15 protein-coding genes are annotated in these 16,264 nt (G+C 71.1%); 2 read left to right on the top strand and 13 right to left on the bottom strand.

The features are described 5' to 3' along the window. Window positions 1–2 precede the first annotated feature (2 nt). Genes AB0M63_RS39850 through AB0M63_RS39840 form a run of 3 tightly spaced genes read right to left on the bottom strand, consistent with a single transcriptional unit; the run spans window position 3 to window position 2,183 of the window. Window positions 3–815, bottom strand: a complete 813-nt coding sequence (locus AB0M63_RS39850; protein WP_366022818.1) for a mycofactocin-coupled SDR family oxidoreductase — start codon at window positions 813–815, stop codon at window positions 3–5. A 16-nt stretch (window positions 816–831) separates the two neighbouring features. Continuing rightward, complete coding sequence (locus AB0M63_RS39845; protein ID WP_366022817.1) at window positions 832–1,041, bottom strand: hypothetical protein; 210 nt, start codon at window positions 1,039–1,041, stop codon at window positions 832–834. Further along, entirely contained in the window at window positions 1,038–2,183 is a 1,146-nt protein-coding gene (locus AB0M63_RS39840) for an amidohydrolase family protein (protein WP_366022816.1), read from the bottom strand. The genes AB0M63_RS39845 and AB0M63_RS39840 overlap by 4 nt, the downstream gene beginning before the upstream one ends. Window positions 2,184–2,363: 180 nt before the next feature. On the opposite strand from AB0M63_RS39840, the gene AB0M63_RS39835 reads away from it, so the two are divergent. Continuing rightward, window positions 2,364–3,224 carry a mycofactocin-coupled SDR family oxidoreductase gene (locus tag AB0M63_RS39835; RefSeq protein WP_366022815.1) on the top strand — a complete coding sequence of 287 codons (861 nt, stop codon included), beginning with the start codon at window positions 2,364–2,366 and terminating at the stop codon, window positions 3,222–3,224. Between the two features lie 10 nt (window positions 3,225–3,234). Here AB0M63_RS39835 and AB0M63_RS39830 read toward each other — a convergent pair whose 3' ends face one another. From AB0M63_RS39830 to AB0M63_RS39810, 5 genes are all read right to left on the bottom strand, one after another. Beyond that, window positions 3,235–4,212, bottom strand: coding sequence for an NADPH:quinone oxidoreductase family protein (locus AB0M63_RS39830; RefSeq protein WP_366022814.1), 978 nt, complete (start codon window positions 4,210–4,212; stop codon window positions 3,235–3,237). After that, a complete protein-coding gene (locus AB0M63_RS39825; RefSeq protein WP_366022813.1) occupies window positions 4,209–5,390 on the bottom strand; it encodes an acyl-CoA dehydrogenase family protein in 1,182 nt (393 codons plus the stop codon). Before AB0M63_RS39825 ends, AB0M63_RS39830 begins: the two co-directional genes overlap by 4 nt. Beyond that, a complete protein-coding gene (locus AB0M63_RS39820) occupies window positions 5,387–6,154 on the bottom strand; it encodes an SDR family NAD(P)-dependent oxidoreductase (protein ID WP_355913583.1) in 768 nt (255 codons plus the stop codon). The genes AB0M63_RS39825 and AB0M63_RS39820 overlap by 4 nt, the downstream gene beginning before the upstream one ends. Before the next feature lie 27 nt (window positions 6,155–6,181). Further along, on the bottom strand, window positions 6,182–7,330 hold the full coding sequence (locus AB0M63_RS39815) for an acyl-CoA dehydrogenase family protein (protein WP_355913586.1): 1,149 nt from the start codon (window positions 7,328–7,330) through the stop codon (window positions 6,182–6,184). 125 nt (window positions 7,331–7,455) lie between these two features. Beyond that, the gene (locus AB0M63_RS39810; RefSeq protein WP_355913589.1) at window positions 7,456–8,928 is read right to left on the bottom strand and encodes an FCD domain-containing protein; all 1,473 of its coding nucleotides are present in this window, start codon (window positions 8,926–8,928) and stop codon (window positions 7,456–7,458) included. Between the two features lie 192 nt (window positions 8,929–9,120). Between AB0M63_RS39810 and AB0M63_RS39805 the strand changes: the two genes are divergently transcribed. Beyond that, entirely contained in the window at window positions 9,121–10,320 is a 1,200-nt protein-coding gene (locus AB0M63_RS39805; protein WP_366022812.1) for an acyl-CoA dehydrogenase family protein, read from the top strand. 16 nt (window positions 10,321–10,336) lie between these two features. Here the strand turns inward: AB0M63_RS39805 and AB0M63_RS39800 are convergent, their stop codons facing one another. The 5 genes from AB0M63_RS39800 to AB0M63_RS39780 are packed head-to-tail and all read right to left on the bottom strand — an operon-like array spanning window position 10,337 to window position 16,257. Further along, window positions 10,337–11,482 (bottom strand): thiolase family protein, encoded by a 1,146-nt coding sequence (locus tag AB0M63_RS39800; protein WP_366022811.1) that lies wholly within the window; start codon window positions 11,480–11,482, stop codon window positions 10,337–10,339. A 16-nt stretch (window positions 11,483–11,498) separates the two neighbouring features. Next, window positions 11,499–12,647 (bottom strand): CaiB/BaiF CoA-transferase family protein, encoded by a 1,149-nt coding sequence (locus tag AB0M63_RS39795; protein WP_366022810.1) that lies wholly within the window; start codon window positions 12,645–12,647, stop codon window positions 11,499–11,501. A gap of 53 nt (window positions 12,648–12,700) precedes the next feature. Beyond that, window positions 12,701–13,465 (bottom strand): crotonase/enoyl-CoA hydratase family protein, encoded by a 765-nt coding sequence (locus AB0M63_RS39790; RefSeq protein ID WP_355913601.1) that lies wholly within the window; start codon window positions 13,463–13,465, stop codon window positions 12,701–12,703. Between the two features lie 33 nt (window positions 13,466–13,498). Beyond that, window positions 13,499–14,755: a MaoC family dehydratase N-terminal domain-containing protein gene (locus AB0M63_RS39785; protein ID WP_355913604.1), complete on the bottom strand. Its 1,257-nt coding sequence runs from the start codon at window positions 14,753–14,755 to the stop codon at window positions 13,499–13,501. Then, entirely contained in the window at window positions 14,752–16,257 is a 1,506-nt protein-coding gene (locus tag AB0M63_RS39780; protein WP_366022809.1) for an AMP-binding protein, read from the bottom strand. The genes AB0M63_RS39785 and AB0M63_RS39780 overlap by 4 nt, the downstream gene beginning before the upstream one ends. Window positions 16,258–16,264 lie beyond the last annotated feature (7 nt).

Below are 16,264 nucleotides of genomic sequence, written 5' to 3'. Positions count from 1 at the left end.
CGCTACGGCTTGTTCGTCGATCCCGCGTCGACGGTGAACTGGAGTCCCGTGACGAACCGCGCCTCGTCCGAGGCGAGGAACAGGACCGCGTTGGACACGTCCCGCGGTTCGACGTACGGGGCAAGCGGGTTCATCGCGACCAGCGCGAACAGCGGTTCCCGCGCGGCGAGTTGCTCGATCGGGACGCCGACGGTGATGCCCGTGTCACTGACGCCGGTGGGGTGCACGGTGTTCACCCGGATGCGGTGCGGGGCGAGTTCGTTGGACAGCGCCTTCATCAGACCGACCACGCCGTGCTTGCTGGCCACGTAGTGGGCGTACGGCACATGACCGCGGATGCCGGCGGCCGAACTGGTGATGACGACGGAGCCGCCCTCCCCGGCCTCGATCATCCTGGGGACCGCGGCCCGCACGGTGTTCCAGGGGCCCTTGAGGTTGACGTCCATGTTGACGTCCCAGGCCTCCTCGGACAGCTCCCAGGCGGCACCGATGCTCATCACGCCCGCGTTGGCCACGAGGGTGTCGAGCCGTCCGAACTCCTCCCAGGCCGCGTCGGCGGCGGCCCGCAGCTCCACCACCGAGCGCACGTCGGCCTGCATCGCGATACAGCGCCGGCCGGTCGCCCGCACCAACTCCGCGGTCTCTTCGAGCTGTTCCTTCGACGCCAGCGAGTAGGGCAGCTCGGCGCTGATGTCGTGGCACACGTCGGTCACGACGACATCGGCTCCCTCCTCCGCCAGCCGCACGGCGTGGGAACGCCCCTGACCGCGGGCCGCACCCGTGATGAGTGCGACCTTGCCCTCCATACGCCCCACGTCAACTCCCTTTCTTTCAGCGGACATTCAGATCCTCGGCGGCCTCGCGCAGGGCGCGCAGCCGCCTGTCGAGGAGTTCACGTTCGGCCGCGTCGTCCGCGCCGAGTTCGGCCAGCCGGCGGGCGGTGAGACCGATCTCCTCCTGGAGGCGGCCGTACGCCTCGTCGCGGGTCAGCAGGTCGAGATCGGTCCAGTCGGAGCGCTCGGACTCCGGGCGCCTGCTCATGCCGGGAGGTTGTAGAGGCGGCGGGTGTTCAGCTCCACGATCTTGTGCACCTCGTCGTCCGGTACGTCGGCGAGGACCTCGGCCGCGTAGGCGCGGCTCTTGGGCCAGTACGAGTCGGAGTGCGGGTAGTCGCACTCCCAGGTGATCTTGTCGACGCCGATGTGGTGGCGTACGTCCACGCCGAACCGGTCGTCGATGAAGCAGCCGTGCATGTGCTTGTGGAACAGGTCGGAGGGCCGCACGGACTGGTTGACGTTCTGGTAGAAGCGGTGCCGCTCCCAGGTGCCGTCGATCCGCTCCAGCAGGTACGGGATCCAGCCGATGCCACCCTCGGACAGCCCCACCTTGAGGTCGGGGTGCTTGTGGAACACTGGGGAGAACAGCAGGTCGGCGGTGGCGAACATGGAGTTGCAGGCGAACAGGGAGATGGTCACCGCGAAGGGCGCCTCCGGGGCGGTCTTCGGTGCCGAGCCCGAGGTGCCGAAGTGCAGGCACAGCGGCATGCCGGTCTCCTCGGCGGCCGTGAACACCGGGTCCCAGTGGTCGGTGTGGAACGACGGCAGGCCCAGCGGGGCCGGGTTCTCCGGGAACGAGATGGCCTTGGCGCCCTTGGCCGCCGTGCGCCGGATCTCGGCCGCGCAGGCGTCGACGTCCCACAGCGGCAGGATGACCAGCGGGATGAGCCGGCCGGGGGCGGTGGCGCACCACTCGTCGAGCACGAAGTCGTTCCACGCCCGCACACACAGCAGGGCGAGCTCGCGGTCCTTGCCGTCCAGGAACACCGTGCCGGCGAAGCGCGGGAAGGACGGGAAGCAGAGCGCGCCCCACACCCCGTCCAGGTCCATGTCGCGCAGCCGGGCCTTCGGGTCGTAGCAGCCCGGGATCATCTCGTCGTAGCGGGTGGGTTCGAGGCCGAACTCCTCGGGCGACTTGCCCGCCACGGCGTTCAGGCCGATGTAGGGGTAGATGCGGTCCTCGTAGTTCCACACCTCGGCCGGGGCCTGGCCCTCACCGCGCGGCTGCTCGACGATCCGAGGCCCGAGGTCGCGGTACTTCGCCGGGAGCCGGTCCGTCCACAGGCGCGGCGGCTCGATCAGGTGGTCGTCGGTGGACAGCAACTTCATCCATGGCTGCAATGGCATCGATGTGCTCCCTCGATCTCATGGACTCTCTAGCACCGGCCGGATTGTGTGCACTGTTCGCGTCCCACTGAACGGAAACCGGCCAACAGTCAGCGGAGTTGACACCGATCATGGATCACGAACAGTTCCATCGGACACTATTCAGGCTACTCTTTTATTTCCGGCGGAAGGAGCCCCACGATGGGCCGAGTACAGGACAAGGTCGTCTTCATCACCGGGGCCGCCCGCGGACAGGGCCGCGCCCACGCGCTGCGGCTGGCCGCGGAGGGTGCCGACATCATCGCCGTCGACCTGTGCGCGGACATCGCCACCAACGCGTATCCGCTGGCCACCCAGGACGACCTGGACGAGACCGCGCGCCAGGTCGAGAAGCTCGGCCGGCGCATCGTCGCGCGCAAGGCCGACGTACGTGATCCGGCGGCGCTGAAGGCCGCCGTGGCGGACGGGGTGGCCGAGTTGGGGCGGCTCGACGCCGTGGTCGCGCAGGCCGGTATCGCCCCGCTGGGGCCGCAGAGCGCCCAGGCCTTCATCGACGCCGTCACCGTCGACTACGTCGGTGTCGTGCACGCCGTCGAGGCCGCCCTGCCCCATCTGCCGGACGGCGCCTCGATCGTGGCGACCGGGTCCATCGCGGCCCTGACCCCGGCGACCGTCGACAACCCGGCCAACGGCCCCGGCGGGCTCGGCTACTCCTTCGCCAAGCGCCAGGTCGCCGCGTTCGTCCACGACTTGGCGACGGTGCTGCTGCCCCGGCGGATCCGCGTCAACGCGCTGCACCCCACCAACGTCAACACGGACATGCTCCACAACGACCTGATGTACCGGTCGTTCCGGCCCGACCTCGACAGCCCGACCCGCGAGGACGCCATGGTCTCGTTCCCCGCGACGACCGGCATGGGCAATCCCTACGTCGAGCCCGAGGACGTCTCCGACACCGTGCTCTTCCTCGTCTCCGACGAGTCCCGCTACGTCACCGGCATGCAGATGCGGGTGGACGCCGGCGGCTACGTCCGCAAGCGTCCCCAACTCCCCACATTCTGACCGGTCTTCGCTACGAGGTGAGGTCCAGGACCACCTTGCCGGTGGTCCTGCGCTCGGCGACATCGGTCAGGGCGGTCGCGACTTCGTCGAGGGCATGGACGCGGGAGACGTACGGGCTCATCCCGTCCCGGACCATCCCGGCGAGGGCCTGGTCGGCGGCGGCCACGGCGTCCGGGGCGTACTGACGGACCGTACGGATCTCGAAGCCGCGCACGACCAGGTCCTTGAGCAGCACCAGGTTCAGCGGAATCCGCGGGATCTGTCCGTCGGCGTACCCGACCGTGACGAACCGGCCGCCCCGGCGCAGCGCGCGCAGGGCGGCCTCCGCGTGGTCGCCGCCCACCGGGTCGATGACGAGATGGACGCCCTCGCCGCCGGTCAACTCCCTTGTGCGGAGCTTGAGATCCTCGTGGACGTAGTCCACTCCGGCCTCGGCTCCGAGCTTGCGGGCGACCGTCAGCCGCTCCTGGCTTGAAGCGGCAGCGACCACCCGCATCCCGAGCCGCGTCGCGATGTCCACCGTCGCCGAGCCGACCCCGCCCGCGGCGCCGAGCACCGCCACCCACTCCCCCGCGCGGCCCTGTCCCACCGTGACCAGCGAGTGGTAGGCGGTGGCGTAGGTGACGTGGAACGCGGCCGCGTGCACCATGTCGAGGCCCTCGGGCACCTGGCGCAGGCTCGCGACGGGCACCACGACCTGTTCGGCGAACGCCCCGGTGAACGCCGCCCCGGCCACGGGTGAGCCGACGGGAGGGCCGTCCACTCCGGGCCCCAACTCGGCGATCACACCGGCGAATTCGCTGCCCGGCGTGAACGGCGGCTGTGCGTGCACCTGGTAGCGGTCCGCGACGATCAGGACGTCGGGGAAGTTCACCGCCGCCGCGTGGACCTGGACCAGGACCTCGCCCGGTCCGGGGTGGAGGTCGTCGAGTTCGACGACCGAGAGCGAGCTCGGCGGCCCGTACTCCGTGCAGCGTGCGGCCCTCATGACGTCCTTCCCGTGGTCGTCGGCATCGCCGGGTCCCGGGGCAGCCCCAGCACCTGCTCGGCGATCGTGTTGCGCTGGATCTCGGCGGTGCCCGCGCCGATCGACGAGGCGCGGGTACGGAGGAACCCCCATACCCAGCGCCCGCGTTGCACGGCATGCGGATCGCGGCGGCCGAGGATGCCGTACGGCCCGAGCAGGTCGAGCGCGAACTCGTGCAGCTCCTGCTCGAAGGTCACGATGAACAGCCGCGCGGTCGAGGAGGCGGGCCCCGGCTCGCCCTTGGCCATGATGTCGGCGATGGTCCGCATGCCGGTGAGCCGCATGACGCGGACGCGGATCTCGAAGTCCGCGAGCCGGTCCCGCACGAGGGGATCGGCGGTCGCGCCGCGTTCGCGGGCGAGTTCGATCAACTCGTCCAACACCCGGCGGTACAGGGCCGCTTGGTTCATCGCGCCGGCCGCGCGCTCGTGTCCCAGGCTCGTCCGCACCAGCGGCCAGCCGCCGTTCTCCTCGCCGACGCGGTTCGCCACCGGTACGCGTACGTCGTCGAAGAAGATCTCGCAGAAGTGCGCGTCGCCGGTGAGGTCGCGCAGGGGCCGTACGGTGACCCCGGAGGCGTGCGCGTCGATCAGCAGGTAACTGATGCCGTCCTGGCGGGAGTCGGGCGGTCCGGTGCGGACGAGGGTGAAGAAGATGTCGGCGATGTCGGCCGAACTGTTCCACACCTTCTGCCCGTTGACGACGTACACCGCCCCGTCGCGCCGTGCCGTCGTGCGCAGCGCGGGGAGGTCCGAGCCCGCCTCCGGTTCGGAGTAGCCCTGGGCCCACACGGTGTCGCCGCGCAGCATGGGGCGCAGATAGCGCTCCTTCTGCTCGGGGGTGCCGTACTTGACGATGGTGGGGGCGGCGATGCCCAGTCCGGTGCCCAGGGGTCCGGGGACCCGGGCGCGCGCGTACTCCTCCTGGTAGACGACCTGGCGCGCGAAGGACAGCTCCATGCCTCCGTAGGCACGCGGCCAGCTCGGTCCCGCGTATCCGGCGTCGTAGAGCGCGGCCAGCCATTTCTTCTGCCAGGCGACCCGCTCGACGGGGTCCTTGGGGCGGCGGCCGGGGTGCTGCTCGGTCAGGAAGGCCCGCAGGCGGGCGCGGAACCGCTCGTCGGTCTCGTCATCCGTCATCGCGGAGCCATGCGGATGGCGCCGTCGAGACGGATCGTCTGGCCGTTGAGGTAGGGGTTCTCCAGCATCTCCACGGCGAGGCGGGCGAAGTCGTCCGGGTCGCCGAGTCGCTTGGGGTGCGGCACGGTGGCGGCGAGGCCGTCGCGGATGTCGGCACGGAGGCGGCCGAGCATCGGGGTGTCCATGATGCCGGGGGCGATGGTGTTCACCCGGATCTGCCAACTGGCCAGGTCGCGGGCGGCGACGAGGGTGATGCCGTGGACGCCGGCCTTGGCGGCGGTGTAGGAGGTCTGCCCGATCTGGCCGTCGAACGCGGCGACCGACGCGGTGAGTACTACGGCACCCCGGTCTCCGTCGACGACCTCGTTGCCGGCGAGGCGGGCGGCGGCGAGGCGCAGCACGTTGTAGGTGCCGACCAGGTTGACGCGGACGACCTCGGCGAACGTGTCGAGTTCCCCGGGCTTGCGGTCGCGGTCGATGATCCGGGTGCGGTCGCCGCCGCGTCCGGCGCAGTGCACGACGCAGCGCAGGGTGCCGAGTTGCTCTGCCGCGTCGAGGGCGGCGGCGACCTGGGTCTCGTCGGTGACGTCGGTACGGACGAAGCGGGCGGCCTCGCCGAGGTCGGCGACCGCCTTGACGCCCTGCTCCTCGGAGATGTCGGCGAGGACGACGCGTCCGCCGCGTTCGATGATGCGGCGCGCGGTGGCCAGGCCGAGCCCGGAGGCACCGCCGGTGACGAGTGCCGCTGAACCGTCGATGTTCACACCCAACTCCTCATGGTCTTCATGGTCTTAAAGGCCCAGGGACTTGCTGATGATGAGCTTCATGACCTCGCTTGTACCGCCGTAGATGCGGGTCACCCGGGCGTCCGCGTAGAGGCGGGCGATCGGGGATTCGAGGATGTAGCCGTAGCCGCCGTGCAGTTGGAGACAGCGGTCGACCACGCGGCCCTGTGTCTCGGTGCAGAACAGCTTGGTGCGCGCCGCGTCCACGGGGTCCAGTTCGCCCGCGACGAGCGCGGTGATCGCCGCGTCGAGCAGGGCTTGTGCGGCCGTCACCTCGGCGTCCAGCGCGGCGAGTTCGAACTTGGTGTTCTGGAACTGGGCCAGCGGTTTCCCGAACACGGTCCGGTCGCGGACGTAGCCGACGGTCAGGTCGATCGCCGTACGGGCCTGGGCGACCGCGCCGACCGCGATGGCCAGGCGTTCCTGGGCGAGGTTGCGGCCGAGGAGGGTGAAGGCCGCTCCCTCCTCGCCGAGGAGGTTGGCGGCGGGCACGCGGACCTCGTCGAAGGAGAGTTCCACGGTGTCCTGGACGGCCAGCCCGATCTTCTCCAGCTTGCGGCCGACGGTGAAGCCGGGCATGCCCTTCTCCACCACGAGGAGGGAGAGACCGGCGCGCCGGTTGTCCGGGTCCACCGACGTGCGGGCGACCACGATCACGAGGTCGGCATGGTGGCCGCCGGTGATGAAGGTCTTGGATCCGTTCAGCACGAAGTGGTCGCCGTCGCGGACCGCGCGGGTGGTGATGCCGGCGAGGTCCGAGCCGGTGGCGGGTTCGCTCATCGCGATCGCGGTGTACAGCTCGCCCGAGGCCAACCCCGGTAGCCAGCGCGCCCGTTGCTCCGCGTTGGCGAGGCCCGTGAAGTACGGGACGACGATGTCGAGGTGGGTGCGCAGACCGCCGAGTGTGACGCAGGCGCGGGCGCACTCCTCCTGGATCACGGCGTTGTAGCGGTAGTCGTCCTGGCCTCCCCCGCCGTACTCCTCGGGGATGGCCGTGCCGATGATCCCGAGCTTGCCCAGCGCGGTGAACAGGTCCCGGGGTACGAGTCCGGCGCGCCGCCAGTCCTCGTACGACGGGACCACCTCACGGGCGAGGAAGTCACGGACCAGCAGACGGAAGTCCTCATGGGACTCTTCGAACAGGGTCCGGCGCATCGGATCTCCTTCGGCTCGACCTATTCAGTATACCTAATTAGGCCCGCCCGACACAGCCCGATCCAGCAGAACGCCCCGTGAGCCCGAAGGCCGCACGGGGCGATCCGCTGTTGAGTGTCAGGGAATCAGTGCCACCAGGGGATGAGGGCGTCCAGGTGCCGGCGCATCCGGTGCCGGGCCACCCCGGCGTCGCCCTCGACGATCGCGTCGAGAATCCGCTGGTGGACGTGCTGCACCTCGTCCGCCGCCGTGTCGCCGGGCAGCGGCCGGTCGTGGCCGGAGGCATGGCGGCGGAACAGCTCGGTGATGATCGACAGGAACAGCGACAGCACCGGATTGTCGGAGAGCGCGGCCAGTTCGGTGTGGAAGAGGTCGGCCTTGCGCGGGTCGTCGGCGGGACCCTCCGTGCTCCAGCGCACCGCCTTGGCGAGCCGCTCGGCCACCGCCGTGTCGCCCTCCGCGACCCGGGCCGTGACCCGGGCGACGATGCCGAGTTCGATGGCGTTGCGGACGATCCGCAGGTCGTCGGCGGTGACGCCCTGGTACTCCAGGAACAGTGCCATGGTGTCGATGCTGGCCTGCGGCTCGGGCTCGGTGACGATCAGGCCGCCGCCGGGGCCGCGGCGCATCCGGGCGACCGAGTGGTACTCCAACAGCCGTACGGCTTCCCGCAGTACGGCCCTGCTGATCGAGTAGCGGGCGAGCAGGTCGGCCTCCGAGCCGAGCACCATGCCGGTCTGCCAGCCGCGCGCGGCGATGTCGTCATGGATGCGGGCCGCGACCACCTCGGCGAGTTTCGCCCGCGGTCCCTCGACCAGTTCGGGCTCGACGACATGGCCCGCGATCCGCTGCCCGCGCCGCACCCGGTGCTTCTCGATCCAGCCGGCCACCGACTCCAGATGCGCGGTCAGCTCCGTCTGGGCGCGGGCTCCGTCGTCGGCGATCACCGCGTCGACGACGGCTTTGTGCGCGCGGTGCGAGGTGTCCTTGGCCGCGTGCATCTCGGCCTTGGAGACCCGGCGGGAGGTGTGCGCGTAGCGTGCGGTCAGCCGGGTGAGCACGTCGACGAACAGGTGCAGCACCGGGTTGCCCGACAACTGGCCGAGCACGGGGTGGAGCGGGTCCTGCGAGTGGACACCGGGGTCGTCCCAGTGGTCGAGTTCGGCGTCGAGCGTGGTCCGGAGGGTCTCGATGCCCTCCTCGGTGATCCGCTCGGCGGCCAGACCTGCGGCGATCGGCTCCAGCAGGAGGCGGGCCTGGAGCAGGTCCGTGACGCTGGTGCCGACGTATTCGAGGTAGATCACCATGGCGCGGGTGGCCGGACCCGCGTCGGGCGCGCAGACGATCAGGCCACCGTTCGGGCCGCGCCGCATCCTGGCCACCTGGTGGTGCTCGACCAGCCGGACCGCCTCGCGCAGCACCGCCCGGCTCACCCCGAGGCGCTCCCGCAGATCCACCTCGGAGCCCAAAGACTCGCCCACCGGCCAGCCCTGACGGATCACCGCCGACTCGATACGGCGGGCGGTCTGCGCGGCCAGCTTGCCGACCGGGACACCGGTCTCGCCGTCGGCGGGCTCGCGGTCGACGGCAGTCGCCATGGCCAACTCCTCTGGGGCGGATATTGCGGATCCCCAGTCTATTGGTCACCTGGGCCGGAGGCGTGCGGTTCGGGCACCTGGAACCAAAATAAGGCCACTTTTTCTGGACCTGAGCCCTGGCAACCGAGTGATCGGCATGGTTAAAGTAACCTCATTTATGGGCCGCGGCACGAGAACAGGGAGCCGACAGCGATGCGACTTGAGTCCACGCCCGAGCTCGAAGCGTTCCGGAGGAAGGTACGCGCCTTCGTCGCGGAGCACGCCCCGGGCGTCAAGACCCATGCGGGGGTGCGCGCACCTGAGCCGGAACTGATGCCGGCGATCCGGGAGTGGACCGCCAAGCTGTACGCGGCGGGCTTCCTCGGGATCGACTGGCCCGCCGAGTACGGCGGCCGTCCCGACGCGCATCCGCTGGAGGCGTCCGTCGTGGCCGAGGAGATCGCCCGCGCCCGCACCTGGCAGCCGATCGGCGCCGCCTCGCTGGCCTCGTCCGCGTTGCTGGAGTTCGGCACCGACGACCAGCGGGCGCGCTTCCTGCCCCGTATCCGGGCCTGCGAGGACGTGTGGTGCCAGTTGTTCAGCGAGCCCGAGGCGGGCAGCGACCTGGCGGCACTGCGAACCCGGGCGGTCCGTGAGGGCGAGGGCGACGACGCGGTGTACGTCGTGGACGGCCAGAAGGTGTGGACGACGAACGGCCAGCACGCCGACATGGGCTATCTGCTCGCCCGCACCGACCGCGAGGCCCCGAAGCACAAGGGCATCACGGCCTTCGCCCTCGATCTGCGCAGCCCGGGTGTCGACATCCGGCCGTTGCGGGAGATCACCGGGACGACCGACTTCAACGAGGTCTTCCTGGACGGCGTCCGCATCCCGGCCGCGAACGTGATCGGCCGGGTGAACGACGGCTGGCGGGTGGCGATGAGCAGCCTCGGCCACGAGCGGTCCGGCGTGGGCGCGCGCGGCGTCGAACTGGTCGCCGTACTCGACGACTTGCTGCGCCTCGCCGCCCGCACCTCGGTCGGCGGCGGACCCGCGCTCGACGACTCGGCGACCCGGCAGGCGATCGGCGAACTGGCCACCCGGGTGCAGGTGAACGCCGCGATGCTGGGTCTCGCCCAGTCCCGGATGCTGCACGACACGGAAGGGCCCGCCGACGCCCTGCTCGGCAAGATCTTCTTCAGCGAACTCAACCACGACCTGGTCGACTTCGGCCTGAGTCTGCAGGGCACCGACGGGCTGCTCGTCGAGGGCGACGAGGACGTGGTGGCGGACGGCTGGTGGCAGGACGCGCATCTGTACTCGCGGGCCTACACGATCGCCGGCGGGGCGAACGAGGTGCTGCGCACCCAGGTGGCCGAGCGGGGGCTCGGGCTGCCGCGCGAGCCCCGCTGACCGCCGCTGACCGGGGCTACGAAAGCAGTTCGACGATAGTGGCGTTGGCGGTGCCGCCGCCTTCGCACATCGTCTGGAGTCCGTAGCGGAGGTTCCGTTGCCGCATGCGGGCGAGCAGGCGGGTCATCAGGATGGCGCCGGACCCGCCGAGCGGATGGCCGACCGCGATCGCGCCACCGAGGGGGTTGAGCCGCTCGGGGTCGGCTCCGGTCTCCGCCAGCCACGCCAACGGCACCGGTGCGAACGCCTCGTTGACCTCGAACGCGCCGATGTCCCCGATGGCGAGACCGGACCGGCGCAGCACCTTCTCAGTCGCCGGGATCGGCCCGGTCAGCATCATGATCGGGTCCGCGCCGCTGACCGCGCCCGAGTGGTAGCGCGCGATCGGCTTGAGCCCCAACTCCCTTGCCCGTTCGGGAGTTGTGATGAGGAGTGCGGCGGCGCCGTCGGATATCTGGGAGGAGTTTCCGGCGTGGATCACTCCGTCGTCCTTGAACGACGGCTTGAGTTTGGCGAGGGTCTCGACCGACGTGCCGCGCCGCAGGCCCTCGTCGACCGTGAACTTGGTGCCGTCGACCTCGATGGGCACGATGTGGTCGTCGAAGACCCCGGAGTCGATCGCCGCGGCGGCCTTGGCGTGCGACTCGGACGCGAACTCGTCGAGCCGGGTGCGGCTGAGGCCCCACCGCTCGGAGATCATCTCGGCGCCGACGCCCTGGCTGAACTGGAACCCGTCGTAACGGGCCAGGACGGCGGGCCCGTACGGCTGCCCTGTGGTGCGGTGCGAGCCGAGCGGGACCCTGGTCATGGTCTCCACGCCACCGGCCACCACGAGGTCGTACTGTCCGGCCATGACGGCGTGCGCGGCGGAGTCGACGGCCTGCTGGCTGGAGCCGCAGGCCCGGTTGATCGTGACGCCCGGCACATGCTCGGGCCAGCCGGCGGCCAGTGCCGCGAACCGGGCGATGTTGCTGGACTGGTCGCCGATCTGGGTCACACAGCCCCACATCACGTCGTCCACGGTGCCGGGGTCCACGCCGGTGCGTTCCACCAGCGCGGTGAGCACGTGGGCCGACAGGTCGGCCGCGTGCACGGCGGCCAGGGAGCCGTTGCGCTTGCCGATGGGGGTGCGGACGGCGTCGACGATGACGGCCTCTGGCATGGCGGGGTCCTTTCGGTCAGTGGGGGAACTGGACGGCGGCGCCGCTGTCGACGAGTGCGTCGACGCCGGCGATCTTCCAGTCCCGGAACACGGCGCGGGTGTCTGCGCCTACGGGTGGTGCGGCCGGCCCGGGGCTCGACGGGGTCGCCGAGAAACGGGGTGCCGCGGCGGGCTGGACGACGCCTTCCCGGGTGAACAGGCTGGCGCGTGCGGCGAGTTGGGGGTGTGCCGCCGCCTCGGTGAGGCCGAGGACGGGGGCGACGCAGGCGTCGGTGCCTTCGAACAGGGCCGCCCATTCGTCGCGGGTGCGTTCCGCGAACCGTTCCGCCAGGCGGCGGCGCAACTCCGGCCAGGTCGACCGGTCGTGCTGTAGCTCCGGATCTACGTCCACCTTGAGCAGCTCGATCAGCCGCCGGTAGAACTTGGCCTCAAGGGCGCCGACGGCGACATGCCGGCGGTCCTTGGTCTCGTAGACGGCGTAGAACGGCCAGCCGCCGTCGAGTTGGTTGGTCCCGCGCTCGTCCGTCCACACCCCGCGCCCGAGTTTCCCGAAGGTGCTCGCGAGGAGGTGGGCGGTGCCGTCCACGATGGCCGCGTCGACCACCTGACCGACTCCCGTGCGCCCTACGGCGTGCAGGGCGGCGAGCACGCCGATCACGAGGTAGCAGCCGCCGCCCCCGAAGTCGCCGACGAGGTTGAGCGGTATCTGCGGCGGTCCCGCCGCGTCCCCGATCGCGCCGAGCGCGCCGGTGAGGGCGATGTAGGTGAGGTCGTGTCCGGCGGCCGCGGCGAGGGGGCCGGTCTGGCCCCAGCCGGTCATCCGGCCGTAGACCAGGCGGGGGTTGCGGGCGAGGCACTCGTGGGGTCCGATGCCCAGGCGTTCGGTCACACCTGGACGGAACCCCTCGATCAACACGTCCGCGCGCTCGGCGAGTTGGAGGAGGGCGGCGGGTCCGTCCGGGTGTTTCAGGTCGAGTACGACCGAGCGTTTGCCGCGGTTGAGCACGTCCGCGGGGCCGCCCGCGTCGGGCTCCGCCGCCCGCTCGGGCCGGTCCACCCGGACGACCTCCGCGCCGAGGTCGGCGAGCAGCATGCCGGCGAACGGGCCCGGCCCGATGCCGCCCAGCTCGACGACGCGGCAGCCGGACAGCGGTCCTGTGGTCACAACACCCTCCCTGACGGGCCGTCATTGCGGATACTGATTCTGTTACGACGCTGTCAGCGTCCCTTCCAGACCGGCGAGCGCTTCTCGGCGAAGGCGGCGGCGCCTTCCCGCGCGTCCTCGGACGAGAACACCGGCGCGGCGATCTCGGCCTGCCGGGTCCAGCCCTCCTCCAGCGTCCACTCGGCGGCGGACTGGGCGATCTCCTTGGTCGCGGCGACCGCGAGGGGACCGTTCGCCGCGATGGTCGCGGCGAGTTCCAGCGCGCCGGCGAGGGCGCCGCCCTCGTCGGTGAGCCGGTTCACCAGTCCGACCTCCGCCGCGCGTACGGCGGAGATGGGCTCGCCGGTGAGCAGCAGTTCCAGCGCGATGGCGTACGGGATCCGCTGCGGGAGGCGCAGTGCCGCACCGGCCCGGGCAACCAGGGACCTCTTCACCTCCGGTACCCCGACCCGTGCCGTCCGGGACGCCACGACGAGATCGCAGGCGAGCAGCAGCTCGAAGCCGCCGGCCAGCGCCCAGCCCTCGACCGCGCCGATCAGCGGCTTGCGCGGCGGAGTGATGGTGATCCCGCACAGTCCTCGACCCTCGATCGCGGGGCTCTCGCCGCGCAGCCAGGCCTTGAGGTCCATCCCCGCCGAGAACGTGCCGCCCGCCCCGGTGAGGACGCCGACCCGCAGCTCGCTCGACTCGTCCAGTTCATCCACGGCGGCGGCGACACCGGCGGCCACCCCGGCATCGAGCGCGTTCTTCACCGTAGGGCGGTTGATCGTGATGACCTGGACCGCGCCACGGCGTTCCACCAGCACCTCGTCCGACATCCTGCCTCCTGAATCGTGATCCTCAATTGCCGTTCACTTGCCGTTGACCGCGAACCGCGCCAGCTCGTGGGCGACCATGCCGTCCAGGTCCTCGGCGGGCGGCGCGGGCAGTTCCACGGCCCGTGCCCTGGTCGGCAGCAGTACGACTGCCGTGCCGGGGGTGGTGACTTCGCCGCGCTGGTTCTCGCAGCGCACCTCGATGTGCACCTCGCCCCGGCCGTCCACCTGCCGCTTGTCGACGACGGTGCCGCGCACCCAGGTGGTGTCGCCGAGGTAGTTGAACTTGCGGTGTTCGCAGCGGAGTTTCCACAGCCAGCCGTCGTCGCCGATCCAGTCGGTGAGGAGGTGGCAGAGCCAGGTCTCGCGCATACCGCCGTAGTCGTAGGGGCCCGGCAGGCCGAGTTCGCGGGCCCGTTCGGGCTCCCAGTGCAGGCGTTGCACGGTGTCCGGGACGCCCAGCCGGTTGGGCGGGTAGAGGCCGGGAGCCTTGCGCCGTACGGCCGCCGCGATCCCGAAGGCGCCGGGCGGGGTGAGCTGCATGCCCCAGCCGAGATGCCAGACGACCACGTCCGTGGTGGTCAGCGGACCCTTCACACGGGGTTGCAGTTCCTCGCCGACCTCGACGTCCTCCCAGTAGCGGGGGTCGGAGCCGCGCCTGGTCTCAGCCGCGTACGCCGCGTCGATCTCGGCGAGTTGCTCGGGCGCGTACGGCTCCTGTACGAGCGCCTCCTTGGCCCGCTTCTTCGACGTGTGCCGCTCGGCGTTGATCCAGGTGCCGCGCCGCAGGGCGTGCATCTCGCCGCGTCCGTTGGCGTAGAGGTAGTCGCGGACGACGTGCGCGGTGCGCCCGCCGAAGCGGCTGGGCTTGACCTGGACCCCCACCTGGGTCTGCAACACCCGGCAACGGTCGCCCAGTTGGAGGGGGCGCCACCACTCGAACTCCATCACCGCCTGGTAGGAGCCGAGACCGGCGAAGGGGTCGCCCTTGAGGAGGGCCTTGGTCTCGGGGTCCGGTGTCGGGGCCGCGTCCTCTCCCATCGTGTAGAGGAAGGTCGGCGGTGCGACGAGCGAGCACCAGCGGGTCTTCGCCGCGTAATCGGGGTCGCAGTAGAGCGGGTTGGCGTCACCGTAGCCGTAGGCGAAGTGGCGTGAACCGTCCCAGGTGACCTCGTGGTTGTGCGGCGGGTTGTGCTGCGGCTGGGGGACGCCGAGGCGGCGCCGGGAGCGTTCGACCGCCTCGTCCGTCAGCACGCCGAACCGCTCGGCCGGCTTCTCCTCGGTGCTGCTCACCGCTGGACCTCCTTGGGGTGTTCGGCGAGCCGGGCCCGTACGAGATCGAGCAGTTCGACGCGGCTCACCTTGCTCGACGGAGTGCGGGGCAGTTCGTCGAGGACGACGATGTGGGCCGGCACCTCGTACGGCATGAGGTGCGTGCGGCACAGGGCGGTGAGTTCGGCCGTGTCGGGTATGGGCTGCCCCGGCTCCAACTCGACGGCCGCGACCGGTACTTCACCGAGCCGCGGCTCCGGCAGTCCGGCGACGGCTGCCTCGCGTACGGCCGGGTGGGTCTCCAGGATCCGTTTGACGCTCTCCGGCTGCACCTTGAAGCCGCCGCGGATGATGGCGTCGTCGGCGCGGCCCTCGATCCACACGAACCGGTCGGCGTCGATCCGGGCCAGATCGCTGGTCTTCACCCAGGTCCGGCCGCCGTGGGTGCTCTGTTCGGTGCGGACCTCCAGCCGGCCGGCGCGGCCGACCGGCAGCTCGGCGCCGTCCTCGCCGGTCACCCTCAACTCCACGCCGGCGAAGGCACGTCCGGCGCTGCCCGCCTTGCGCTGCCACCAGTGCTCGTGCAGCGCGAGGGTCCAGCCGGCGACGGCTCCGGCGAACTCGGTGGCGCCGTAGGTCATCAGGACGGGGATGCCATAGGTGCGGAAGAAGGCGTCGGCGAGTTCCGGCGGGCAGGGTGCCGTGCCGGAGGTGACCACCTGGAGGGTGGCGAGGCGTTCCTTCGGGACCTTCGCGTCCAGTACGGCGCGGATCGCGGCCGGGACCAGGCTGGCCGCGCGGAGTCGGTGGCGTTCGACCGCGCTCACCCAGGGTTCGACGGCGAATCTCGGCATCAGGAGCATGCGGCGTCCGGTGGCGAGGCAGGCGAGGGCACGCCACAGGCCGCCGATGTGGACGAGCGGTGTGGCCACGAGGGATGCCGACTGGGACAGCAGCCTGCTCGCCTTCGGGATCTGACCACCGGAGACGAGGGCCTGGTCGAGTTGGCCGATGCGCAGGTGGACGCGTTTCGGGGGACCGGTGGTGCCGGAGGTGAGCATCTCCACGGCGACGCCCGGGCGGGTCGGTGCCCCGGCCGGTGCCGTGCCGCCCCTGGGCCGCAGGGTCCCGTCGGTGTCCAGCTCGAGGGCCGCGCCGTTCGCGGTCACGGCGTCGAGGACGCCCTCGCGGGTGAGGACGTCGGCGCCGGACACCACGACGGGTGGCTGGCAGCCGGCGATGTCGGCGGCGAGCCGGGCGGCGGGCTGGAGCGGGCTGAGCATGACCAGGCAGCGCCCGGAGGCGATCACCGCGGCGACCGCGGCGACGTGTTCGGGCCGGTTCTCCAGGACGACTCCGACGCGGGCGCCGGCGGGCAGGCCCAGCGCGTCGAGTGCCTCGCCGAGGTCCCGGGCGGTCCGCTGGACCTGTCCCCAGGTCCACCACCTCCGGTCGTACTCGATCGCCTCGGCAGCCGCCGGCGCTTCGGCCAGCAGCCGGGACAGGCGGTCGCTAATTCCCACGTGATCA

The sequence above is a fragment of the Streptomyces sp. NPDC051576 genome (assembly GCF_040681835.1).
Taxonomy (GTDB): Bacteria; Actinomycetota; Actinomycetes; order Streptomycetales; family Streptomycetaceae; genus Streptomyces.
The sequence above is the reverse complement of the archived record's forward strand: the minus strand, read 5'-3'. Positions and strand labels throughout refer to the sequence as shown.